This window comes from Bifidobacterium sp. LH_417, assembly GCF_056357035.1.
The window spans coordinates 1-24,107 of record NZ_JBKEVI010000025.1; the positions used below are offsets into that span (position 1 = coordinate 1).

8 protein-coding genes, 1 tRNA gene and 2 pseudogenes are annotated in these 24,107 nt (G+C 67.6%); 1 reads left to right on the top strand and 10 read right to left on the bottom strand.

Translation table 11 applies throughout. The features are described 5' to 3' along the window. Positions 1 to 447: 447 nt before the first annotated feature. Positions 448 to 1,668: a trans-sulfuration enzyme family protein gene (locus AC1AYR_RS10910; RefSeq protein WP_034527933.1), complete on the top strand. Its 1,221-nt coding sequence runs from the start codon at positions 448 to 450 to the stop codon at positions 1,666 to 1,668. Between the two features lie 297 nt (positions 1,669 to 1,965). Here AC1AYR_RS10910 and AC1AYR_RS10915 read toward each other — a convergent pair whose 3' ends face one another. From AC1AYR_RS10915 to AC1AYR_RS10960, 10 genes and pseudogenes are all read right to left on the bottom strand, one after another. Further along, positions 1,966 to 4,701 carry a polyribonucleotide nucleotidyltransferase gene (locus AC1AYR_RS10915; protein WP_476511844.1) on the bottom strand — a complete coding sequence of 912 codons (2,736 nt, stop codon included), beginning with the start codon at positions 4,699 to 4,701 and terminating at the stop codon, positions 1,966 to 1,968. Between the two features lie 303 nt (positions 4,702 to 5,004). Next, positions 5,005 to 5,274: a 30S ribosomal protein S15 gene (gene rpsO, locus AC1AYR_RS10920; RefSeq protein WP_476511843.1), complete on the bottom strand. Its 270-nt coding sequence runs from the start codon at positions 5,272 to 5,274 to the stop codon at positions 5,005 to 5,007. Positions 5,275 to 5,406: 132 nt separating this feature from the next. Further along, positions 5,407 to 6,090 (bottom strand): hypothetical protein, encoded by a 684-nt coding sequence (locus AC1AYR_RS10925; RefSeq protein WP_476511842.1) that lies wholly within the window; start codon positions 6,088 to 6,090, stop codon positions 5,407 to 5,409. 254 nt (positions 6,091 to 6,344) lie between these two features. Further along, positions 6,345 to 9,155: a DNA methyltransferase gene (locus AC1AYR_RS10930; RefSeq protein WP_476511841.1), complete on the bottom strand. Its 2,811-nt coding sequence runs from the start codon at positions 9,153 to 9,155 to the stop codon at positions 6,345 to 6,347. Positions 9,156 to 10,110: 955 nt separating this feature from the next. Beyond that, a tRNA-Gly gene (locus tag AC1AYR_RS10935) sits at positions 10,111 to 10,184 on the bottom strand. A gap of 195 nt (positions 10,185 to 10,379) precedes the next feature. Continuing rightward, complete coding sequence (locus tag AC1AYR_RS10940) at positions 10,380 to 11,468, bottom strand: biotin--[acetyl-CoA-carboxylase] ligase (protein ID WP_476511840.1); 1,089 nt, start codon at positions 11,466 to 11,468, stop codon at positions 10,380 to 10,382. Between the two features lie 275 nt (positions 11,469 to 11,743). Continuing rightward, positions 11,744 to 13,582 carry an alpha-amylase family protein gene (locus tag AC1AYR_RS10945; protein ID WP_476511839.1) on the bottom strand — a complete coding sequence of 613 codons (1,839 nt, stop codon included), beginning with the start codon at positions 13,580 to 13,582 and terminating at the stop codon, positions 11,744 to 11,746. Positions 13,583 to 13,795: 213 nt separating this feature from the next. Further along, a complete protein-coding gene (locus AC1AYR_RS10950) occupies positions 13,796 to 14,356 on the bottom strand; it encodes a holo-ACP synthase (protein ID WP_476511838.1) in 561 nt (186 codons plus the stop codon). Between the two features lie 97 nt (positions 14,357 to 14,453). Beyond that, positions 14,454 to 18,575: pseudogene (locus tag AC1AYR_RS10955) on the bottom strand (beta-ketoacyl synthase N-terminal-like domain-containing protein); the annotation flags it as partial. 113 nt (positions 18,576 to 18,688) lie between these two features. Continuing rightward, positions 18,689 to 24,086 (bottom strand): annotated as a pseudogene (locus tag AC1AYR_RS10960) (fatty acid synthase subunit beta domain-containing protein); the annotation flags it as partial. Between the last annotated feature and the right edge of the window lie 21 nt (positions 24,087 to 24,107).

Sequence of the window (24,107 nt, forward strand, 5' to 3'; positions counted from 1 at the left end):
CCCGGACCCGACCGGCAAACCCCCGGCCGGACGGCGAAGCACGCCCACCACGCACAACCCCTAACCCGATACATCACCCCGGCCACAAGTTGACAAAAACATAGGAACACCCCCCCGCGGACAAATCCCACCAATCGGACATGCCGGTTCCAGCTCCCGCACATATTCATCGCCTATATTTCCGCCTTTTCTTCCACCTGTACTGCAGCCGACACACCATTCCCCCATCGGCGGAATCCCGTCGTTTCGCCCATGTGCCAAGGGGAGCCGTACCACATCGTGAAAGTACGGACGCGCCGCGGGGGTTGCGGGGCACGCTGCGGAGGTGCGGGGCACACCGCAGGGCACGGTTGTTTCTATGGACGGCTATCAAACGCCGGAATTCCGCGGATTGCCGCCGGCCACGCGCACTCGCGCGGGAAACGCGCGGCTGCTAGAGATGGAACCATGACCTCAGATCTCGTGCATCATGGCGAATCCTTCGACGGCACGCCCCTCGGATTCGCGACCAAATCCATCCACCTCGGCAACGGGGTCGACGCCGAAACCGGCGCGATCCGCCGTCCGATCACGCTGGCGAACGCCTACGCCCTGCCCTACGATCCCTCCGACATCAACTGGTCCAGTTCGGACGTGAACCTGTACACGCGCAACGGCCATCCGAACCAGCGCTATCTGGAGGCGAAGCTCGCGAATCTGGAAGGCACGGAGGACGCGGTCGTGCTCGCCTCCGGCGTCGCCGCCCTCGCCGCCACGTTCACCACGCTCCTGAATCGCGGCGACCACGCGATCTTCTCCGACACGACGTATATCGCCGCCTACCGTCTGCTCAACCAGATCCTGCCGGAGAAGTACGGCATCGAGACGTCGATCGTCGACACGTCGGATCCGAAGAACATCGAGGACGCGATCCGCCCGAACACGAAGCTCGTGCACATCGAGACGCCCGCCAACCCGACCCTCAAGGTCACGGACATCGAAGCTGCGGCGAAGCTCGCGCACGACGCGGGCGCGCTGCTGTCCGTCGACAACACGTTCAACTCGCCGTTCAACGTGCGTCCCGCCGATCTCGGCGCGGACGTCGTCATCGAAAGCCTCACCAAGTACATCAACGGCCACGGCGACGCGCTCGGCGGTGCCATCGCCACCTGCAAGGAGCTCACCGACCAGATCCGCTTCACCTATCAGGTGAACTACGGCGGCATCATCTCGCCGTTCAACGCGTGGCTCATCAACCGCGGCTCGGTCACACTCCCCCTGCGCATGCGTCAGCACAACGCCTCCGCACTGGCCATCGCGAAGCACTTGGAAAGCCTGCCGCAGGTGCGGTTCGTCGCCTATCCGGGGCTCGAATCCCACCCGCATCACGACGTGGCGGCACGTCAGCTCGCCCGCCCGGATGCGGGATTCGGCGGCGTGCTCTCGTTCGGCCTCGACACCGACCATGACGGGCACAACCGGTTCGTGAGCAAGCTCAACGTGATCACGTCGGCCGTCTCGCTCGGCCACGACGAAAGCCTGATCGTGTTCCTCGGCGAGGACGACGAACGCCAGTACCTGTACCCGGAGGAGTTCCACCGCGGATTCTTCCGTCTCGCCGTCGGTCTGGAGGACACCGACGACCTCATCCGCGACATCGACCACGCCCTCGCCGAATCCGAACTGTAGCGCCCCACCACCAACACCCCACACCAACACCCCATGGTGCGGCAACACACAATCTCCACAACGGCGGAATACCAACGTTTTCCACCACCGCACCATGGGAGTTTTACCGCACCATGGGAATAACGGCGGGGAATAACGGTAGGGAATGACGGCGGGGAATGACGGCAAGGGAATAACGACATACAAATAGGGGGCCGCACCGGGAGATAATTCCGGTGCGGCCCCCTACGTTTGATCGGCAGCCCCTATGTTCGTCGTGCTACGCCGAGGTGGCGATCAGACCGAATCGATCAGCGATCAGTCCTCGAACGGATCGAAGTCGCGACGGACGCGGCGGCGCGGGCGCTCGGTGCGCTCGATGCGGTCCGCGTGGTACTCGTCGTAGTTCTCGTCGGTCGCGTAGCGCGGGTTGCGGTCGTAGCCGCCACGGCCACGGCCGCCACGACGATCGTCACGATCACGGCGGTCATCATCGCGGTCGGCGCGACGACGACGCGGACGATCATCGTCACGATCGGCACGGGAAACGCGACGGTCGTCACGGTCATCGTAGTCGCGGTCGGAACGACGGCGGCGCGGACGATCATCGTAGTCGCGATCGCGGTCGTCGTAGTCACGCTCGGCGCGACGGCGACGCGGACGATCATCGTAGTCACGATCGTCGCGACGGTCGTCACGGTCGTCGGAACGACGACGACGCGGACGATCGTCGAAATCGTCGTCGCGGTCGCGGCGGTCGTCACGGTCGCGGCGCGGGCCGCGGGAGCCGCGACGGTCGTCGCGGTCGCCGCGGGCCGGACGGTCGCCGCCGCGACGCGCGTTGTTCTCCTGATCCTCGAAGCCGGGGATCGCGAGGGAGATCTTGCCGCGGTCGTCGACGCCCTGGACGACGACCTCGACGGTGTCGCCCTCCTTGAGCACGTCCTCGACCTGGTCGATGCGCTCGCCGTTGGTGAGGTTGCGGATCTGCGAGATGTGCAGCAGGCCGTCGGTGCCCGGCGTGAGGTTCACGAACGCGCCGAACGACGTGGTCTTGACGACCTTGCCGTTGTAGGTCTCGCCGGCCTGCGGCACGTGCGGGTTGGCGATGGAGTCGATGATCTGCTTCGCCTTCTCGGCGGCCTCGCCGCCTTCGGAGGAGATGAAGACGGTGCCGTCGTCCTCGATCGCGATCTCGGCGCCGGTGTCCTCCTGGATCTGGTTGATCATCTTGCCCTTCGGGCCGATGACCTCGCCGATCTTCTCGACCGGGACGGTGGTGGTGATGATGCGCGGGGCGAACTCGCTCATCTCGGCCGGGCCGTCGATGCACTCGTTGATGACCTCGAGGATCGTGGTGCGCGCGTCCTTCGCCTGCTGCAGCGCGGCGGCGAGGATGTCGGCCGGGATGCCGTCCAGCTTGGTGTCGAGCTGCAGGGCGGTGATGAACTCGGAGGTGCCGGCGACCTTGAAGTCCATGTCGCCGAACGCGTCCTCGGCACCCAGGATGTCGGTCAGGGTCTTGTAGATGTGCTGGCCGTCGACGTCGCCGGAGACCAGGCCCATCGCGATGCCCGCGACCGGGGCCTTCAGCGGCACGCCCGCCGCGAGCAGCGACAGGGTGGAGGCGCACACGGAACCCATGGAGGTGGAGCCGTTGGAGCCGATGGCCTCGGAGACCTGGCGGATCGCGTACGGGAACTCCTCGCGGCTCGGCAGCACCGGCACGAGGGCCTTCTCGGCGAGGGCGCCGTGGCCGATCTCGCGGCGCTTCGGGGAGCCGACGCGGCCGGTCTCGCCGGTGGAGTACGGCGGCATCTCGTAGTTGTGCATGTAGCGCTTCGACTGCGGACCGGACAGGGAGTCGAGCTGCTGCTCCATCTTGAGCATGTTCAGCGTGGTGACGCCCAGGATCTGGGTCTCGCCGCGCTGGAAGAGGGCGGAGCCGTGGACGCGCGGCACGATGTCCACCTCGGCGGACAGGGTGCGGATGTCCTTGAGGCCACGGCCGTCGATGCGGTAGTCCTCGGTGAGGATGCGGCGGCGCACGATCTGGCGCTGCAGCTCCTTGAACGCGTTGCCGAGCTCCTTGTCCTTCTCGGCGTCGTCCATGTCGGTGAACTCGTTGGCGAGGATCTCGCGCACGTGCTCCTTGATCTCGTGGATGCGCTCCTGACGCGGCAGCTTCTCCGCGATGGTCAGCGCCTCGTCGAGGTCCTGGTGGGCGATCTCGTCGATGCGGTTGTAGAGGTCCTCGGTGTACTCCGGGAACAGCGGGAACTCGCGGGTCTCCTTCGCGGCCTTCTCCTTGAGCTCGTTCTGGGCCTCGCAGATGACCTTGATGAACGGCTTGGCGGCTTCGAGGCCCTCGGCCACGACGGTCTCGTCCGGCTTGGTCTGGCCCTCGTCGTAGATGAGGTGCCAGGCGTTCTTGCCGGCGCCGGCCTCGATCATGGCGATCGCGACGTCGCCGTTGTCGATCACGCGGCCGGCGACCACGATCTCGAACACGGCACGCTCACGCTCGGACCAGGTCGGGAAGGCGACCCACTGGCCGTCGATGAGGGCCAGACGCACGCCGGAGACCGGGCCGGAGAACGGCAGGCCGGAGATCATGGTGGAGGCGGAGGCCGCGTTGAGGGCGACCACGTCGTACGCGTCGTCCGGGTTGACGGACAGGATCGTCTCGACGACCTGCACCTCGTTGCGCAGCGTGTGCGGGAACAGCGGGCGCAGCGGGCGGTCGATGATGCGGCAGGCCAGGATCGCGTCGTTGGACGGGCGGCCTTCGCGGCGGAAGAAGGAGCCGGGGATCTTGCCCGCGGCGTACATCTTCTCCTCGACGTCGACGGTCAGCGGGAAGAAATCGTAGTTCTCCTTCGGGCTGTTGCCGGCGGTGGTGGTGCTCAGCACCATGGTGTCGTCGTCCAGGTAGGCGGCGACGGCGCCGTCAGCCTGCTGGGCGAGGCGGCCGGTCTCGAAGCGCAGCGTGCGCTTGCCGAACGACCCATTGTCGATGATGGCCTCTGCGGCCTTGATTTCGGGACCCTCCATCAGGGTTCCTCCTTTGACTTGTTCTTTTCCTAACAAACATCGGCCCTTCTTCAGCCGGGCCTGGCTCTTACATTCGCTTCCGTTCGCCGTCGCCGTGTTCCGGGATCGCCCCGACACGGCACGGCCTTGCGCGACCCCCGGCCGCGCCCCTCGTGTCAACTCTCGATTCGTACTACGGATTCTCTCATCGGCCGCGCCACGCGACCCATCCTCTCGAATCCGTCCCCTCTTCGGTTGTGTTGCCGTTGGCAGGCGTATGTAAAACGCCCGAACGCCGTTGCGGCGCCCGGGCGGAAGTCTGTGCTATCGACGCAGACCAAGCTTCTCGATCAGCGCACGGTAACGGTTGATGTCGTTGCGCTTGAGGTAGTCAAGCAGGGAACGACGGTCACCGATCATCATCTGCATGCCACGACGGGAGTGGTGGTCGTGCTGGTGCTTCTTCAGGTGCTCGGTCAGGTCGGCGATGCGCTTGGAGAGCAGCGCGACCTGGACCTCCGGGGAGCCGGTGTCGCCCTCGTGCGTCGCGAACTCGTTGATGATCTGGGACTTCTCTTCAGCCGTAAGTGCCACGGCATCCTCCTTATGGTCGTTGCGCGGTGCCTCATGCTCGATGCGTGGGGCGCTCTCTATCCGCGGGCGATTTACGCCAAATGGAAACTATAGGACATGGCGCGGACACGCGTTCGCGTGCGGCGCATGCTCTCACGCCGTGACGGTGGTGAGCAGTCCGCCGAACATGACGACGAGCAGCGCCGCCGCCTCGATCACGAAGAACAGGATGAACGACGCCCAACTGCGCGTGAGCACGTTGAGCGGCGACTCCTTCCTGATGACGACGAGCAGCCCCACCCAGATCACGGCGAACACGGCCACGCCGAACCCCGCGGCGATGATGCCGAGGTTCGCCGCGTTCGCGACGGCCGCGGAATCGCCGTACACCACATACGTCGAATACCAGAAGTCAAGCCTGAGCAGCGCCGCACCGGCGACGAACTGTTCGGCGGCGAGACCGATGACGAACAGGATGCGCCAGATCCAACGCCCGGAATCGACGATCGCGACGCCCAGGCATGCAATGGCGATGAGCGTGACCGTCCACGAGAGGAACGCCATGCCCTGCGGCGTGACCGCATTGAACCGCGCGGTCAACCATGCGGTGTCGTTCACGGCGAGCGCACGCCCGTACCAGTACGGCGCGATGATCGCGACGAGCACCGCCAGCGCGTAGACGGCCCAGCGCACGGGATGCGAACGTCCGCGTTCGATGTCCGCAAGGGACAGGTCGGTCTCGGGGATCGTCGCCTCCGGATGCTTCGACACCTCGACCGTCTCGACCTTGCCGCCCACGATCTCGGTGGCCTCGTTACGCCCGCTCTCGTCCGCCATATACCGCCTCGCTTGCCGTCGTTCCTTCACATCCGTCGCGCCACGTCGCGATAAAGCCGTGGCAGACCATGGCCGGCCATAACCGACAACCGGTCAAAGCCGGCCGGGGTCGGTCGCGGCCTGCCATAACCGGCCTCAGCCGTGGCGCGCGCTGTTTTCCTCCGTCCACGATACTGCACACCACCGGCGAAGCGAGCACCTCGCGCATCGCGGATCAGATCATGCACGCCGATGGCGTTCCTTTCGGCCCGTACTCAGACCTTGGCCATCTCCTGATAGCGGTCGAAGAGGATCTGGAGGCGTTCGTCGTCCGATCCGCAGGGTCTGCCGGCGCCGAACGCGACATCGACGACGCGGTCGAGCCGTTCGTGGGCCTTGAGCAGGTCGGGGTGCATGAGCAGCGGGTTGTACAGGTCGGCGAGGCTTTCGCCCGGATGGTTCGCGCGCGCCTCGATCACCGCCCGTCCGGCCTCGATGACCTTCCCACGCATGGCATCGGAGAGCTTCGGCAGCGGTAGCGTGTTCCAGACGACGGTGTTGCTGAAGTTGCAGTCGTTCTTCAAACGTCCGCCGATCGCCTTCTGCCAGGTCAGGAACATGGACGATTCGATGATCGCGAACGCGAAACCGTCGGGGTCGTCGCAGACGAAAATCTTGTTGCCGGCGATGACGGTCTCCGGCAGCAGACCGCAGGTCATCCACCGGCGTTGGCTGCTGAACACCGCCGGTATGGCGAGATATTGCTCCCCTGGCTGGTGGTTGTCGCGGAACAGTTGCGGAGTGTCGCGGTGCTTGTACGCATCGCCCTTCACCGGCGCTTGTTCGCGGTATTCCCTGCACGCTTCGACCCGCGTCTTGAGATACGGGGATTTGAGGATGTCGGACGCGGGCGCGTCGGCGAGCCACAGGCACCAGCGTTCGATGCCGTTGATGAGCTCGCGTCCCATACGGAACGGGCGCACGTACTTCGCGGCGATCGGATCGCCCATCGCCTTCGCGTATTCGTCCGCATCGTTGATGAGCAGGTTGCCGCCGTCCAACGGCATCGACCCGAAATCGACCCGGCCGAGCATCGGCGAAAGCGGCCCCGCCTTCTGGCTGCGTTTTTCCGCGTACACGTCCGGTCCGTCGAGCAGATAGCCGTTGATGTGCCGCGGATGCGCGGCCTCAGGTTCGCCGTCGATGTCGGGGTATTCGAACAGGATGGGCGGTTTCGTCGCGTCGTCGGCACGGTCCATGCCGATGATGACGACGTGGACGTGCGCATTGTCCGTGGACTGCGCGTTCCACGCGAACGTGCGATGCGCGAACGCGATGCGCCACCCGTCCGCCATGATCGGCCCGAACAGGCGGGGCACGGGCTGGCCCTGCGTGATCGAGTTCGTGCTGACGAGCGCGAACGCCGCCGAAGGCTTGGTCAGATACCGCGACGCCTTGCGGAACCAGCCGGTCGCATAGTCGAGATACCCGTCGTAGTCCCCACCCCACACGGCCTTCAGATCGCCCGTCTGCTCCGGCGTCTTGCTGATATGGCCGAGGAACGGCGGATTGCCCATCACGTAATCGCACTCATCGCCGGGCAACAGGTCGTTCCAGTCATAGCGCAGGGCGTTCGCCTGCACGATGTTGCCGGAATCCTTGAACGGAAGCCGGTCGAGACCCCTGCCGGACACCGATTCGGTCTCATCGAGCATCTGCTGCTCCGCGATCCACAACGCGGTACGCGCCACCGCGCACGCGAACCCGTTGATCTCCACGCCGTACATCTGCGCGATCGACACCTTGACGCTGAATCCCTCCATGTCGAACGCGATCTGGTCGCCCTGCAACGCCTCGATGATCCGGTTCTCCAACCGTCGCACGCAGATGAACGTCTCCGTGAGGAAATTACCCGAACCGGCCGCGAAATCCGCCCACTTGAGGCCCGCGAGACGATCCTGGTAATCCTGAAGCCCCTGACGCCACTCCTTGAACGCGCGCCCCTTCTCCACGGCCGGACGGGCGGCGATCAGCCGATCGCACTCGGCGGTCAGGTCGTCGAGGAACAGCGGGTCGATGAGCCGGTGGATGTTCGTCACACTCGTATAATGCATGCCGCCGCGCCGCCGCTCGTCATGGCTGAGCGTCTCCTCCATCAGACTGCCGAAAATGACCGGGCTGATGCCGCTCCAGTCGAACCCCTCGCTGATCTCCATGAGCGCGTCCTGAATGCCCCGACCCATCGGCGGTATCTCGATCTGGTCACGGAACAGGCCGCCGTCCACATACGGGAAACACGCGAGGGCCGCATCCAGGTATTTGCTCCGACCATCCTCGGGCGTATCGAGCACGTCGAACAGGTCCTCGATGTCGCCGCGCAGATGCCGCGGATCGGACGCCTTCACCAGATCACGGAAACTGTTGGCCGGGAACAGGCCCGCATCCTCGGCGTACAGGCAGAAGACGATCCGCACCGTCAGCATCGCCAGATCGTCATGCGCCTTCGCCTCATCCGGATCGTCGTAGCAGGACGCGAGGGCGTCATGCAGCCTCGCACCCAACTGGCCCGCCTTCTCCGACAACTGCTGCTGGACGATGGTACGGCTGCGCCCCCGGTCGAACAGGCCCGCCAGCTCGCCGACATGATCGGGCAGCTCCTCCAACGCGAACTCCGAGCGCGGCGTCTTCGCCAACGGGTCCGATTCCAGATCGTAGAGACGGAACACGCCGAAATTGCAGGTGATCAACACCACCGGCCGCTCCGACGGCGGCAACGCGTTCGCATAATCCAACGCCTGACGCACCGGCGTCTTCATCACGCCCTGCCGCGGCTCCTCCTTGTCCAAATCCACGCCAAGGCTCTTCTGCTCGACCAGCACACGCGCCTCGACCATCAGCACGTCGATCAGACCATTGCCCGCCGTGCGCCGTTCGAACCACAGCACCTGCCGGTCGCTCAACCGGCCCACGTGCAGCACGTCGCCCAACAGATCCATCCAGAACTGCTGGGTCTCGCTGTTCTCATCGCCACGGCCGCGCCACCGCTCCACGAACGCCCCGGCGCGCATCCTCAACTCATCAGCCATGCCCACCATCATCCCCGATGGCATGCCCCAATCGGCGCAGCGGAAACAACAAGTTCCCACCGTGTTCTCACGGAAGTCGAAACCAGACCCGCCCGCCCCCGTACCAAACCCGCCGGCCTCCGTACCAACCCCGCCTGCCCCGTACCAAACCCCCGTTATCCGCTTTCTACAGTGTCAAACGCCCGATTCCATACCCCTTATCCGTCCATTTGGCGCTGTACATCGCGGATAACGGGGGTTTCATACGGGGAAATGAGTTAGACCACCCTCAGTCATGCTCCGCATGACAGCTCCCGCCAGCGGGAGCGACACTGAGCCATCCCCGCCAAGCCGCATGACAGCTCCCGCCAGCGGGAGCGACACTGAACCATCCCCATGCTGCGGGCGAGGCAACGGATAGATACCCCATGCCCACAACAATGTCCCAGCGAAACAACCCGACCACACCCCACCACCCACAACTCGCCCCAGCAAAACAACCCGGCCACGTCCCACCACCCACGACTCACCCCAGCGACACAACCCGGTCACGTCCCACCACCCACGACTCACCCCAGCGAAACAAACCGGCCACGTAAGGGCGATGGCATTTCGCTACGGCCGTCGGCGAATCATTGCGTCCACGACGCAGCGTCCGCGAATCGCCACGGCGAAACGCTCAGGCCACGTGCCGACCATGTCGGTTCGCCGCATGCGATCAGCGAACCAAGTAGGCTCCCCGGCATCCGGGTTGTTTCGCCGGGACATCCCCCAGCGAAACAACACGGATAGGAGCCGGCGGGTTCGTTTCACCGACCATTTCGTCTTGGGCGGCTCTTACACACCAAAATACGAAGAGCCGGTTGACCCGATTGACCCCACGCCACGCCGACAACACACGCGGATAAGACCCACGTTTCTTTACTTGACCCCCAGAAAAAGCAAAAGAACCGCTGGAAATCCAACGGTTCTCGAGTGGAGCGGATGACGGGAATCGAACCCGCGTAATCAGTTTGGAAGACTGAGGCTCTACCATTGAGCTACATCCGCGCATCGTCTCATCGAATCACTCCGATAAAACAACTCGTGCCATTATACACAAGGCCGCGCGACGCACAACCCGCAGGGCGCCGCCGTGTCGCGGCCCCCATGCCCCGGACGCCAGCATCAACCCTACGGCATCACGCCACGTCGGCCGTCGCGCAGAACCCGCGCGGCACGGTCGTGTCGCCGGTCCGCCACACGTCACGCCGGCAGCACGCCGACGTCGGCGGTGCGCACGACGTGCGTCACGCCGGCGTCGTCGCGAATCGTGAGCGACGCGTCGTCGTTCAACGCGACGGCCTCGCCTTCCAGCGAACTCCCGTCGGTGAAGTGCGCGACGGCTCGGCGTCCAAGCGTGACGCACACGCCGGCCATCTCGCGCCGCAACGCCGCCGCCGCGTCGCGCGGTCCGGCGGCGAAGGCGGCGAGACGGCGGCGCAGCGCGGCGACGGTTCCGGCGGCGATCCGGTCGCGCATCTCCTCACCCGACGGCAACGGCGCGTAGTGCAGTTGCAGCGACGTGGCCTGCAGCGTGGGCAGTCGGTCGGCGGGTACGGCGAGGTTCAGTCCGACGCCGAAGACGATGGCGACGCGACCGGCATCGTCGGGCGTCTCCGCCGACAATCCGTCTCCCGATGCGCCAGTCTCCGATTCCGCCGTTTCCGGCAACGGCACGAGTTCGGCGAGGATGCCGCCGAGCTTCAGGTCGCCGACGAAGATGTCGTTCGGCCATTTGAGTCCGAAACGGTCGGCGGGGGCGGTAGCAGCGTTGACGGGCACATCGGCAGCCGCGTCGCCGCCATCGGCACCATCGGCACTGTCGGCACCATCGGCACTGTCGGCACCATCGGCACTGCCATCGCCGCCATCGAATTCCGCGTCATGCAACGGTTTCGCGCCTACCGCCGCGAGCGCCGCCCGCAATCCGTCGAGCGTGGCGAGGCCGGCGATCATCTGCAGCCAGCCGTTGACCGTCTCGTCGACGGCGAGCGCGCGCGGCACGGTCACGACGTACGACACGGTGGACGACTCCCCCGGCGCGCTCCGCCACGTGTGGTCGAGGCGTCCGCGGCCGGCGGTCTGGCGGTCGGCGGCGACGACGGCGACATACGGGCGGTCCGATGCGGCGGAGCCACCCGCGACCTCCCAGGCGGCGCCCGCGAGTTCCCCCGATACGACCAGTTCGCGCGCGAACGTGTTCGTCGACCCGGTCTCGTCGACGACGATGACGCGGTCGGCGACCTGCGCCGTGCGCGGCATGCTCGTCTCATCATTCTCGATGATTCCCATATGGGCGACTGTAGCGCGCGCAGAGCGGCGATGACGCGGTTCTTCCACCGCCGGGGCCGCCACGGGGCCGTCGACCGAATCGCGACCGGATTCCCGTCATCGGACGCAACGGATATGGGATGGCCCCGGCCGTGCGGGGAAGGGGATCCGCGCGGCCGGGGCCACAGGTGGGACGGCATCATGCCCGAGAGGAACAGGGCATGATGCCGGTGATGGTACGTCGTGGAGGGGCGCTTGTGGCGTCACTCACTCCACGGCGACGGTTCGGGGATGGCTCACTCGTGGACGACGACGATCTTCGTCTCGTAGGGCTTGAGATCGACGCGCTCGGGGAGCGTGACGTCGGCGGTGCTGTCGAGCACGGCGTACGTGTCGGCGTTGGTGAAGTTGAACAGGCCGATGATCGTGCGCTCGCCCGCCTTGCGGACGACGGCGAGGATCGCGTCATCATGCGTGTCCCACGTGGTCACCCACGCGTCCGGGGCGAAGCACGGGTCGTCGCGCATCTCGCGCAGCGACTCCATGCCCTCCCACAGGCGGTTCTGGAGAGTGCCGGCCGTGTGACGTTCGGCGGCCTTCTTCCAGTCGAACTTGCTGCGGTGCAGGTTGCGGCTGTCGGCCACGCGGTCCGGATCCTCCTTGTAGTCCCAGCCGTTGAGCTGGCCGATCTCGTCGCCGCAGTTGAGCATCGGGAAGCCGCGCAGGAACGCCATCGCGTGATGCAGGAGCAGGTCACGGTCGATGGCCTTCTCGTAGGCGGGCTTGTCGTGCGTGATGATCGCCTTCTCGACGCCGCACAGGGACGCGGCGGTGCCGCAGCTGCGGGCGTCCTTGCTGGCCTCGTCGTAGTTGTACAGCTCGCCCATGGCCCAGCTGCCGGGGACGGCACCCTCGTAGAAGTGGTACAGGAACTCCTTGTGCTTGAGCGGGTCGATGGCGAGGCGCACCTCCTCGTCCTCGTCGAGACCCCAGCCGATGTCGTCGTGGCAGCGCAGGTAGTTGACGAACCAGCAGTTGTCCGGCAGGGCGTTGAGCTTGTCGGCCTGGCGCTTGAGCAGGCGCACGTCGCCGCTGGCGAGCGCGGCCCACAGGTTCACCATGATGGACACGTTGTACAGCATGTGGCATTCGGGGCGCTCGGGGGTGCCGAAGTAGGCGGCGAGCTCCTTGGGGGCCATGACGACCTCGCCCTTGAGGACGACGGCCGGGCAGACGATCTCGAGCATCATGCGCATCATGCGCACGATGGTGTGGACCTGCGGCAGGTTGCGGCAGTTGGTGCCGAACTGCTTCCAGATGTACGGCACCGCATCGAGGCGGAACACCTCGACGCCGAGGTTCGCCAGGTGCATGACGGAGGTCATCATCGCGGTGAAGACCTTCGGGTTGCGGTAGTTGAGATCCCACTGGAACGGGTAGAACTGGGTCATGACCCACTTGCCCATCTTCTCGTTCCAGGAGAAGTTGCCGGGCGCGGTGTTCGGGAAGACCTGCGGGACGACGGCGTCGTACTGGTCGGGAATGGTGCGGTCGTCGTAGCAGAAGTAGTAGTCCTGGTATTCGGGGTCGCCGGCCTCGGCGGCCTTCGCCCAGCGGTGGGAGGAGGCGGTGTGGTTCATCACGAAGTCGAGGCAGAGGCTGATGCCGGCCTTGCGCAGCTTCTTGGTGAGGGCGGCGAGGTCCTCGTTGGAGCCGAGCAGCGGATCGACGGTGTCGAAGTCCTCGATGGCGTAGCCGCCGTCGTTGTCCGGGTGGGGCATCTTGAGCAGCGGCATGAGATGCAGGTAGGTGAGCTTCTGCTCCTTGAGGTAGTCGATCTTGCCGGCGAGCTTCTTCAAGTCGCCCGCGAACAGGTCGGTGTACATGGTCATGCCGAACATGTCACCGCGCTTGTACCACTCCGGGTCCTTCTCGCGCTCGATGTCGAGCTTCTTGAGGTCGGCGGGGCGTTCGGCGTAGGCTTCGGCCATGGCACGCTCGAAGACGGCGAGCTCCGGAGAGTCGCCGTAGAGCATGCGGAAGAGGGATTCGAATTCGTCGTGATGGCGGGCGAGTCGCGCGGCGAACACGTCGTCGGTCGCGGGGGCGGACTTGGTTGCGGTGGTTTCGGCCATCTGGGATCTCCTTTAGCGTCGGTGCTTCGTTGTGTTCCGATGACGTGTTTCAGTGTACCGTCGCGCACGCGCGTTATCAAACCGGTTCGATAACCGGCGTGTCAAACCGGTTCGAACCATGCTGAATCAAGGGTAACAGCGCTTGCACGCCTACCGCGCACGTATCGCGCGTGCATCGTGCGTGCATCGTGCGTGCATCGTGCGTGCATCGCATCATGCTTCGAGTATCGCCACGGCGGAGGCGATGCCCGCGTCGTGGGTGAGGGAGACATGCCAGCGGAAAGCGGCACGCCGGAACCGGGAAACGCCCGGACCACAGGCGGACGCCACACCGGCGACATGGCTGCCATCGGCAGAGATCCCGTTGGCAAAGACCTCGTCGACCGGAGCTTCCCTGCCGTACGCCGCCTCGCCGGATACTGGCGACGACACCGATTCGCACAGCGCCGCCTCGACATCGACGCGCAGCGCGACGTGCGGGCGGCCATGCGCATCATCGAGGATCTCGACGCCGGACCAGGGGAAATCGTCGATCGTATACGGCAACGGCCACTCCCCCACGGCCTCGCACCACGCCTTCAGGACCGCCTCCTTGCCGGCCCATTTCGCGGCGAGATGCACGGCCTCGCCGTCATGCTTGCCCGCCGCACGGCCTGTGGCCTGCCGCGTCTCGCGCACCGAGAACAGCGCTCGCATACGCGAACCGGGCAACGCGAGCTGTTCCGCGAACGCCGCGACGTCGACCACGTCATGACCAAGACCAAGCACCGGCATACCGACCTCCAGAACACGCGGATAGGCTCCCTCCCGTTTGGGAGAGAGCCTATCACTCACTTCATTCGGGCTGAGCGAACCGGTGACGTCACCGGCGTCACGCCTCGAAGTAGCCGGAGGCGTTCAGGCGCGCGTCCGGGTCGAGGAGCATGGCCTTCTCGACCTCGTGGGCGTCGTAGCGGCCACCGCCGGCGAGACGCGTGCCGTCCTCGCGGAAGCGGCGGTTGTCGATCGGCTCGTACAGCGCGGCACGACCCATCATGCCCTCCTCGAGTCGGCGCTGGCCGGCGGCAAGACGGGCGTTCGCGCGTTCGCGCCACGTCTCGAGCGCGGCCTCGCCGTCCGCCTTCGCGACGGACGCCTCGAACGCGCCGGGGTGCACGAGCGCCACGAAGCCGGAAACATGGCCGAAGCCGAGCGACGTGGCGAGACCGGCCTTGACCGGCTTGCCGGCCGCGGAACGGCCGAACACGTCCTCGCCGCCGCCGATGCGCAGCGGCTTCCTCAGCCAGGTCATGTGGTCGTCCTTCGCGAGCTTCGGATCGACGCAGTCGAGCGCCGCGTTCGCCGGGATGACGCCGGAGGCGAACAGCTGCGTCAGGCCGTTGACCTGGAAGATGCAGGCGCCGCCCTTCGCGTGCCCGGTGACCGTCTTCTGCGAGATGACGAACAGCGGGTTGCCGTCGGTGCGGCCGATGGCGTGCGCCAACGTGTTGTGCAGCTCGGACTCGTTCGGGTCGTTCGCGTTGGTGGACGTGTCGTGCTTGGAGACCACGGCGATGTCGTCCGGCGTGACGCCGAGCTTCGCGAGGTCGTGGACCAGCTTCGAGTCGCGTCCGCCGAGGCCGGCGGCGAGCGCGCCGAGGCCCGGGGCCGGGATCGACGTGTGGGCGCCGTCCGCGTAGGAGTGGATGAAGCCGATCACGCCGGCGACCGGCAGACCCAGCTTGAGCGCGATGTCGCCGCGCGTCAGCAGGATCGTGCCGCCGCCCTGGGATTCCAGGAAGCCGCCGCGGCGACGGTCGTTCGCGCGGCTGAAGAAGCGCGCGTCGATGCCCTTGCCGTACATCTCGGTGGAGTTGGCGGTCGCGTTCATGTTGCCGAAGCCGATCACCGATTCCACACCGATGTCGTCGATCGCGCCGGTGACGACGAAGTCGGCCTTGCCGAGCGCGATCTTGTCGGCGCCCTCCTCCAGCGACACCGCGGCGGTGGCGCAGGCGGAGACCGGCTGGATCATGTTGCCGTAGCCGCCGATGTAGCTCTGCATGACGTGCGCGGCGACGACGTTCGGCAGCGCCTCCTGCAGGATGTCCGTCGGGATCTCGTGGTTGAGGAAGCGGTCGAGGTAGAGCTTGCGCATCGAGGCCATGCCGCCGAAGCCGGTGCCCTGCGTGGAGGCGACGAGCGACGGGTGGATCGCCTGGAGGATCTCCGCCGGGTTGAATCCGGCCGACAGGTACGCGTCCACGGTGGTGACGATGTTCCACAGGGCGATGCGGTCCACGTCGCCGACCATCGAGGCGGGGATGCCCCACTTGACCGGGTCGAAGCCCTTCGGGAACTGGCCGCCGACCGTGCGGGTCATGGCGGCGCGGCGCGGCACGCGGATCATCGAACCGGCGTGGCGGGTCACGTTCCATTCGCCGGACTCGTCGTCGCGGGCGATGGACGTGTGGGCCTCGTCGAGCTTGACGTACTCGCGGGCGACGTCCTCGCTCGGCACGGAGAAGGTGACGTCGTGGTCGAGGTAGACCTCGGCCTCCTCCTCGTCGGCGCCGTCCTTGTAGTCGTCGCCCATGCCCTCCTCGAACGGGCGGATGCCGGAGCGGGCCACGACCTCGTCGTGGTAGCGTTCGGCGATGTCCTCCTCGGGCACGAGCTCGCCGTCGGCGTCATACCAGCCGGGCTTCGGACTGTCGGCCCAGGTGAGCAGGCCCATGTTCCACGCGAGTTCGAGCACGGCGCCGGCGTTGAGGTCGACGGTGCCGTCCGGGTGGATGCCGAGTTCGGCCTGGGCGCGCGTGCGGCCGGAGCCCCACGGGCCCAGCTCGCCGACGGACACGATGACAATCTCGTCCTCCGGACGGGCGGTCACGTTCGCCCAGTCGGCAAGATCCACATGCGGCTGGTGCGGCACGTGAGGTGTGGGCAGCGCCTTGATTCGCTGCCCACAGGGCGCGTCAAGCGAAGAGTCCAGTGAACTCTTCGTAGCGCCATCCGTTTCCAGCGCCTTGATTCGCTGCCCACAGGGCGCGTCAAGCGAAGAGTCCAGCGGACTCTTCGTAGCACCATCCGTTTCCAGCCTGTCACGGTCGGAATCGGACTGCGCCGCCGCGTCGGCCTCCGCCTCGGCGCGCAGCGCCTTGATGTCGATCGGCTCGGAGCCGAGACCGCCGGTCAGGTCCACGTCGAGCGGGGCCTTGACCGCGGCGGCACGCGAGTCAGCGGTGCACAGGTCGAGCAGCTTGGCGGCGATCTGCGCGGTCGAGTACGTGTGGATGCCGTGGCGTTCGACGACGGCGACGAGCGGGTCGTTGCCGCCCATGAGTCCGGTGCCGCGCACCCAGCCGATCTTCGGGTGGGCGAAGGTGACGCGGTCCGACCAGGCGTCGCGCTCGGCGCGGGCGCGGTTGACGATCGCGTCGAATGCGGACTTGACCTCGCCGTACGCGCCGTCGCCGCCGAACACGCCGCGGTTCGGCGAGCCGGGCAGCACCACGTGCAGCTTGTGCTGCACGTCGGTGTCGGCGCCGATGCGGGCCAGTCCGGCGATCGCGCGCTCAACGCCCCACAGCATGAGGCGCGCCTGCGATTCGAACAGTTCGCCGGAGTCGGCGAGCGTGCCGTGCACCGGCGGGGCGGCGAACGGGAAGAACAGGGTCGGCTCGTAGGCGTCTTTAAGGATCGTGGTGGTCGCGCCGGTCGTCTTCTTCCGGACGTTGCCCACCCAGTCCACGAGCGCGTCCACGTCGCGGAAGCTGGACAGGTTCGCGGGCACGAGCCACAGCCTGGCGTCGCCGGTGGCGTGCTCGCGGTACGCCTGCTTCGCCCACGCCTTGACGGACGGCTTGAAGCTGTGCGAGGTGGCGATCACGGTGGCGCCGCCGGCGAGCAGACCCTCGACCACCTGGGCGGCGATCGAGTTCGGGCTCACGCCGGTGACCACGGCCACGTCGCCCGCGAAGCGGGAGGCCTGCGCGTCGGACGAAGCGGGTTCGAGCGCCTCGGAGGCGATGCGGGCGAAGACGGACTTGAGCGTCTCCTCGTCGGTCTTCGCGGCGAACCATTTGGCCTCGTCGGCGACGGCCTTGCCGAGGCCGGTGAAGCTGCCGGCGAGCGTGCCGGCGTCGCCCTCGTAGTAGGCGCGGGCAAGGTCCTCGCGGGCGGAGGCCCAGCGGTCGTCGAAGAGAATGGCCTTGTTCTGGTCGAAGCGGGGCTCTACTTGGCTAGGCCAGTCGGAGCCGAGTTCGGCGCTGACGGCCGCGACGACGGCCGCGTTCTCGTCCTCGCCGGCCTCGGGCGCCGGGGCGGCCACGCCGAGCTCGTTCAGCACGAAGCGCGCGGTGGCGGCGAGCACGCCGTTGGCGCCGGTGACCTTCTCGGCGAACGCGTCGAGCGCGGCGGAGTCGACCACGGCACCACCCGCGGCACCACCCGCGGACGGCTTGGAGACGGCCACGCCCTTGGTCTGTCCGACGAGTGCGACCGCGTCGTCGATGAGCTTGTCGGCGGCGGCCGCGTTGGCGGCGGCACCGGTCGGCAGCTTGGCGAGGTCGCCACCGCGCGAGCTGGAGCCCTCACGGGTGTCGAGCAGGAGCGCGGCGGTGGTGGCGGCAACCCAGCCCTCGCCGAGCTGCCACACGCCGGTCACGCGTTCGCGGATGTGCGCCGGCTTGACGCCGGCCGCGCCGAACAGGGCGCGCAGACGGTCGCGGATCGCGTCGGAGAGGACCGGGCCGAACGGCTTGTAGTTCGGGGCGGCCTTGTTCACGATCTGGGCGAGCTGGGTGAGCGTCGCCTCGGCGGCGCCGTCCACGCTGGCCACGCCCAGCTCGGAGCTGATGTCCATGAGCAGCTGGTTGCGGCGGGAGGACACGCCGTTGGTGAGCGTGTCGGTGGTGTCGGAGGCGCCGATCTGGTCGAGACGCACCTTGGCCGAGTAGGCCATGAGCACGCCGATCGCGTCGGCCGCCTTGAACGGCAGGTCGGCGACGGGACCGGGAGCGGCGGGAGCGGCGGCGGCCTCCGTCGAGGGGGACGTCTGCGGCGCGGGGCTGGCGTCGCGACCACCCTCAGTCGCGCCTTGCGCGCCAGCTCCCGCCGGCGGGAGCGAGTCCGAACCGAGTTTGGCGACGGCCGAGCCTCCGGCGGGGGCGGCGTGATCTTGCACGCTGTCGCGTGCAACTTCGCCTACGGACAGTCCACTGGACTGTCCGTTTGACGCCTCAGCCACGGATTCGTCCTCGCTCGTCAGCGAGTCCGAATCCGTCATGTAGACGCGGCCTTCGTCGCGGCCCACGTTGTAGACGGTGACGTCGGCACCGGCGAACTCGGGCAGACGCAGGGTCTTGGCGCCGAGGTTGGCGAGGGTCGGCGCGTTGCCGAGGCCGACCTCCACGTACTCCTCCACGCCGAGACCACCCTGGGCGGCCTTGCGGAAGAGCAGCGACTGGGTCTCGATCCAGCGCACCGGGGATGCGAACTGCCAGGAGAGCAGTTCGGTGAGCAGCAGGCGGCCAAGCTTCTGGTCGTCCGCCGCGTAGGAATCCCACACGGCCGGGTTCTCCAGCGCCTCGCGGATGCGCTCGGAGGGCACGACCTCGAGAATCTTCGCCGCGAACTCGCGCGTCATCTCGAACGGCACGGCCACGAGGTTCGGGATGTAGCGGCCGACGAGACGTCCGCGGTAGTCGATGTGGGCCGGCAGCAGCGCGTCGAGCTTGTCGCGGAACTCGGGCACGCCATTCCTCAGGAGCGTGGAGTGGAACGGCACATCGATGCCGGGCACGAGCATGAACGCCGGCTTGCCGCCCGCCTCCTTGGCGCGGCGGTTCGCGTCCTCCTTGAGGGCCTTGAGGCCCGCGATCGTGCCGGCGACCGCGTACTGGGCGCCCGCCAGGTTGTAGTTGACGATCTGCAGGAACTCGCCGGTCTTCTCGGACACGGATTCGACGTACGCCTTCACGCCATCGTCGCCCACGCCGAACTGATTCGGACGGAGGGCTCCCATGCGGTAGTTGGAGCGTCCCTGCGCGTCGCGCGGGATGAGGTGGTGCATCGTGGAGCCGCGGTGGAACACGAGTTCGAGCACGGTCTCCAGCGGGATTACGCCGGCGAACGCGGAGAGCGCGTTGTATTCGCCCAGCGAGTGGCCGGCGAAGTAGGCGGGCCAGATGTCGCTGCCGGCCTCGCGCAGGCGCGCGGTCTGCGCGAATGCGACGGTGGCGAGCGCGACCTGCGTGAACTGCGTGAGGTTGAGCAGGCCTTCCGGATGACGGTAGGTGACGCCGTTGGCGGTGAGCTCCTTCGGGTTGTCGCGCACGAGGGCGAGGATCGAGAATCCGAGCTTGGAGCGGGTGAGCTTGTCGGCGCGCTCCCACACGTCGCGGGCGGCGGGCGACTTGGCGCGCTCGTCCAGGACCATGCCTTGGCTTTGGATGCCCTGGCCGGGGTAGACGAACGCGGTCTCGGGCGCGCGCACCAGGGCGGTGCCGCGGGAGACGAGCTGGCCGTCGATGCGGCAGGTGACTTCGAGGGCCATGCCGCCGTGGCGCACCTTGCCGACGCGTTCGACGGAGATCTCGACCTCGTCGTCCAGCTGCACCATGCCGTACATGTTGTAGGTCCAGCCGGCGATCTCGTAGTGGGCGCCCCTCTCGTCGGCCGCCTGCACCGCGTGCTGGGCGGTGGCGGACAGCCACATGCCGTGCACGAGCGGCGCGGCGAGGCCGGAGATCGCGGCGCCGCGATTGGAGGTGTGGATCGGGTTGAAGTCGCCGGAGGTGCGGGCGAACGCGGTCATGTCGTTCGGCGCGGTCACCTTGACGCGGCGCAGCAGGCGGCGCGGCGTGGATTCGATCTCGTCGTGCTTCGTGTCGCCGTATTCCGGCGCGTCGGCGGGCAGCGCGTCGGAGTAGACGCGGCCGCGGATCGCGAATCGTTCGGTCTCGCGGGCGAGCAGCGTGCCGTCGGCGGCGGTGTGGGTCACGTGGATGGTGACGACGCGGCCGGACGCGGACTCGAAGTAGTCCTCGGCCCAGGAGGTGAGCGTGACGGTCTCGCCCACGTGCTTCAGCAGTTCGTCCTCGGTCTGTTCGAGTTCGATGAGATGGTCGAGGTGGACGGCGTTGAGCAGGCCTTCGATGACCGGGTAGCCGTTCACGGACACGGAGCCGAGCGCCGCGTAGATCGCCGGCCAGGCGGGCCCGACGAGCGCGTCGGGCGCGATGCGGGAGGCCCTGAGGCTTCCCGGCAGGGCGCCGCCGGTCGCCGCCTCGTGGTCGTAGCCGAGGTTCGCGGAGAACGTGTAGGAGGCGTGCGCGACGCCATACGGCGCTTCGCCGGCGGCGACATCCTCGCCAGTCGCCTCCACAATCTCGGGCATCGCGGTCAGCTCATCGCCGGTGATGGCGGTGTTGCCGATGCCGGCGGTGGCGGCGAGCATCGCGTACACGTCCGGGATGAGGCGTTCGCGGTTGACGATCGGCATGCCGCCGGTCGCGTCGGCCGGCACGGTGAGCGGGATGACGATGTCGCGCACGGCGTGCTTCGACTTGCCGCCGTCCGGATCGTTGTCCCAGTACGTGTCGAGGTGGATGTCGAGGTCGTATTCACCGTTCGCGGCGTCCACGGCGCGGATCTCGTAGTTCTTGTCACCGAGCGGGGTGCCGTAGGCCGGGTTGTCGGTCACATGACCCACCCAGGAGATGTTCGGCGACTTGCGGATGAAGTCCTCGGCGTTCTCGGCCTCGCCGAGCGTCGCGTACTCGTCCTCCGTCACGGCGTTGGATTCCTTCGCGCGTTCCAGCGCCGCCTTCTCGAAGCGGCCGAGGATGTCGGCCACCGGCTCGTCGACGGTGGTGATGCCGGCCACGGAGATCGGGCCGGGGATGACGCGCACGGAATCCGCGGAATAGCGCGGATCCTCGGACTGCCAGAGCTGATCCTGGCCCCACCAGCGCAGCAGGTCGTTGTCGATGACCGGCACGAACGGCATAGGCTTCGGGTATTCGCGCACGAGCACCGGGAACCACGCCTCGTCGGCCGGGGTGACCTTGAGCTCGGCGGCCTGCGGGTAGACGGCGGCCAGCGCCTCGAGCGCGGGCGCCGGATCGGCGATCACATCGTCGCGGGTCACGTCGAGCTTCGAATCGAACTCGCCGGAGTCCACGTCGGCCACACGGGCCTCGATGCGGTGCAGCAGGTGCAGGAAGCGGTCGGCGTACGTGTCGTCCGCCCACGGGTAGGCGAGGTCGGCGAAACGCTGCGCCCACTGGAGGTAGGTCATCGAGGCCAGGTCGCCGAAGTACGGCTTGGCGGTGCGGTCCAGCGCGGCGATGATCTCGTCGCGGCGGGACTGGAGCTCCTCGGGGTGCTTCATGACGCGCACGAGCAGACGGCCGCACACGGCGGAGGCGTTCTCCACCTCGTAGATGTCGGCGTGCAGGTGGCTCAGGCCGGACGCGACGCCGCCCACGGACTTGCCGGACGGCACCCAGCGCTCGCCGGCGGGGGCGAACGGGTCGTCGGCCGCGCCGGACGCGGCGACGGTCTCGGCGGTGATGCCGGGGGTCTTGACGAGCAGCTGCTTGACCTCGGGGCTGGTGTGCGCCTCCTTGGCGGTCATCACGGCGGTGCCGACGAGCACGCCGTCGACCGGCATGTCGGGCAGGCCGTAGGCGCGCGACCACTGGCCGGACAGGTAGTCGGCGGCGCGTTCCGGCGTGCCGATGCCGCCGCCGGCGACGAGCACGAGGTTGTCGCAGGCTCGCACTTCGGCGTAGGTGGAGGTGAGCAGATCGTCGAGCGACTCCCAGCTGTGGTGGCCGCCGGCGGCGCCGCCTTCGACCTGCATGAGGATGACGGTCGGGGCGACGGCCTTGGCGATGCGGATCACCTGGCGGATCTGGTCGACGGTGCCGGGCTTGAAGCTCACGTACGGCAGGCCGTCCTTCTTGAGCTGCGCGACGAGCGCCACGGCCTCGTCGAGCTCGGGCACGCCCGCGGAGACGACGACGCCGTCGATCGGCGCGCCGGACGCGCGCTTCTTCGGCACGATGCGGGAGGAGCCGAACTGGAGGTTCCACAGGTAGCGGTCCATGAACATGGCGTTGAATTCGACGGTGCGGCCTTCGTCGAGCAGCTTCTCGAGCTTGGCGACGTGGCGGTCGAACACCTCGGCGGTGACCTGGCCGCCGCCGGCGAGCTCCGCCCAGTAGCCGGCGTTCGCCGCCGCGGCGACGATCTCCGGGTCGACGGTGGTGGGGGTCATGCCGGGCAGCAGCACCGGAGGCTTGCCGGTGAGCTCGGAGAACTTGGTGACGAGACGGTCGCCGGCGGGCGTCACCGCCACGCGCGGGGCGAACGCCTTCCAGTTCTGGGTGCGCCGCGTCTCGGCCTCGGCCGGATCGAGCGTGGAGAGCGCGGCGCGCTCGGCGAGCGTGGTCGCCTCGACGACGCCCGCGCCGGTGCCTTCGACCACGTTGCCGATGAGCTTGCCGAGCGTGGAGCCCGGGCCCATGTCCATGATCCACAGCTTGGCCGGATCGGTGCCGGTCAGGGCCTCGCGCACGCGGGCGGCCCAGTCCACGTGGTTGAGCAGCACCTCCTCGGCGAGCGCGCGGGCGCGGTCGGTGTCGAAGCCGCAGGCCTCGGCCCAGGCGACCGTCTGGTCGACGGCGGGCTTCATGAGCGGGGAGTGGAACGGCAGGGTCACGTCGAGGTATTCGAGCACGGGCGCGAACACGGCGCCGCCGCGCACCTTCTCCTCGCGCAGGGCGGCCTGCTTCTTGTGCTCCTTGGCGACTTCGACGGCGAAGGCGGCGAGGTCGTCCGGGAATCCGGAGATCACGTGGTGGTCGTCCGAGTTGGTCACGGCGATGGCGATGGGGCCGCGCGGGTTGTTGACGCGGGCGGCGAGCGTCTCGACCTGGGCGCGGGTGGCGCCGCGCACGGACAGCATCGGCGTGGCCTCGCCGTGCAGCGGGTTGAGGGCGAGTTCGCGGGCGGCGCGCGTGCCGGCGGCGCCGATCAGAGCGGCGGTGGCGAGGATCTCGTCGATCTGGTCGTGGGCGGCCTCGATGGAGCCGGCCTGTTCGATGGCCTTGGCCATGTGGACGGCGAGCACGCCCTGCGAGTGGCCGAGCACGACGGCCGGCTTGGCGGCGGGCAGCGTGTAGCCGAGGTGTTCGAGGTCGATGAGCGCGCCGAGCTGGGTCAGGGCGATGCCCTCGACGGAGGCGGTGGCGTCGGCGGCCGCGCCGAGGCGGGCCGGGTTCGGCGTGAATCCGAACAGGTCTACCGGGCGTCCGGTGGTGGCGAGCAGGTCGGCGTTCACCGGCGTGAGCTTCGTGTAGGCGGCGTCGGCGTGCGCGTGCAGCGCCTCGGCGAGCGTCGGATCGGTGGTCTGGTCGGCGAGCGCGACCGGCCACGGCGTGGACTGGCCGGCGAAGGCGAGCGCGTGCGGCGTCTCGCCCGCGGAAAGCTGATCGAGGAAGAATGTGCTCATTGCTGGTTCCTTGTCTGTGTT

Excerpts from the sequence above, each read along its gene's own strand:
- AC1AYR_RS10940 (WP_476511840.1), bottom strand. The coding sequence starts at position 11,468 with ATGGGAATCATCGAGAATGATGAGACGAGCATGCCGCGCACGGCGCAG.
- AC1AYR_RS10910 (WP_034527933.1), top strand. The coding sequence starts at position 448 with ATGACCTCAGATCTCGTGCATCATGGCGAATCCTTCGACGGCACGCCC.
- AC1AYR_RS10930 (WP_476511841.1), bottom strand. The coding sequence starts at position 9,155 with ATGGCTGATGAGTTGAGGATGCGCGCCGGGGCGTTCGTGGAGCGGTGG.
- AC1AYR_RS10950 (WP_476511838.1), bottom strand. The coding sequence starts at position 14,356 with ATGCCGGTGCTTGGTCTTGGTCATGACGTGGTCGACGTCGCGGCGTTC.
- AC1AYR_RS10945 (WP_476511839.1), bottom strand. The coding sequence starts at position 13,582 with ATGGCCGAAACCACCGCAACCAAGTCCGCCCCCGCGACCGACGACGTG.
- AC1AYR_RS10925 (WP_476511842.1), bottom strand. The coding sequence starts at position 6,090 with ATGGCGGACGAGAGCGGGCGTAACGAGGCCACCGAGATCGTGGGCGGC.
- AC1AYR_RS10915 (WP_476511844.1), bottom strand. The coding sequence starts at position 4,701 with ATGGAGGGTCCCGAAATCAAGGCCGCAGAGGCCATCATCGACAATGGG.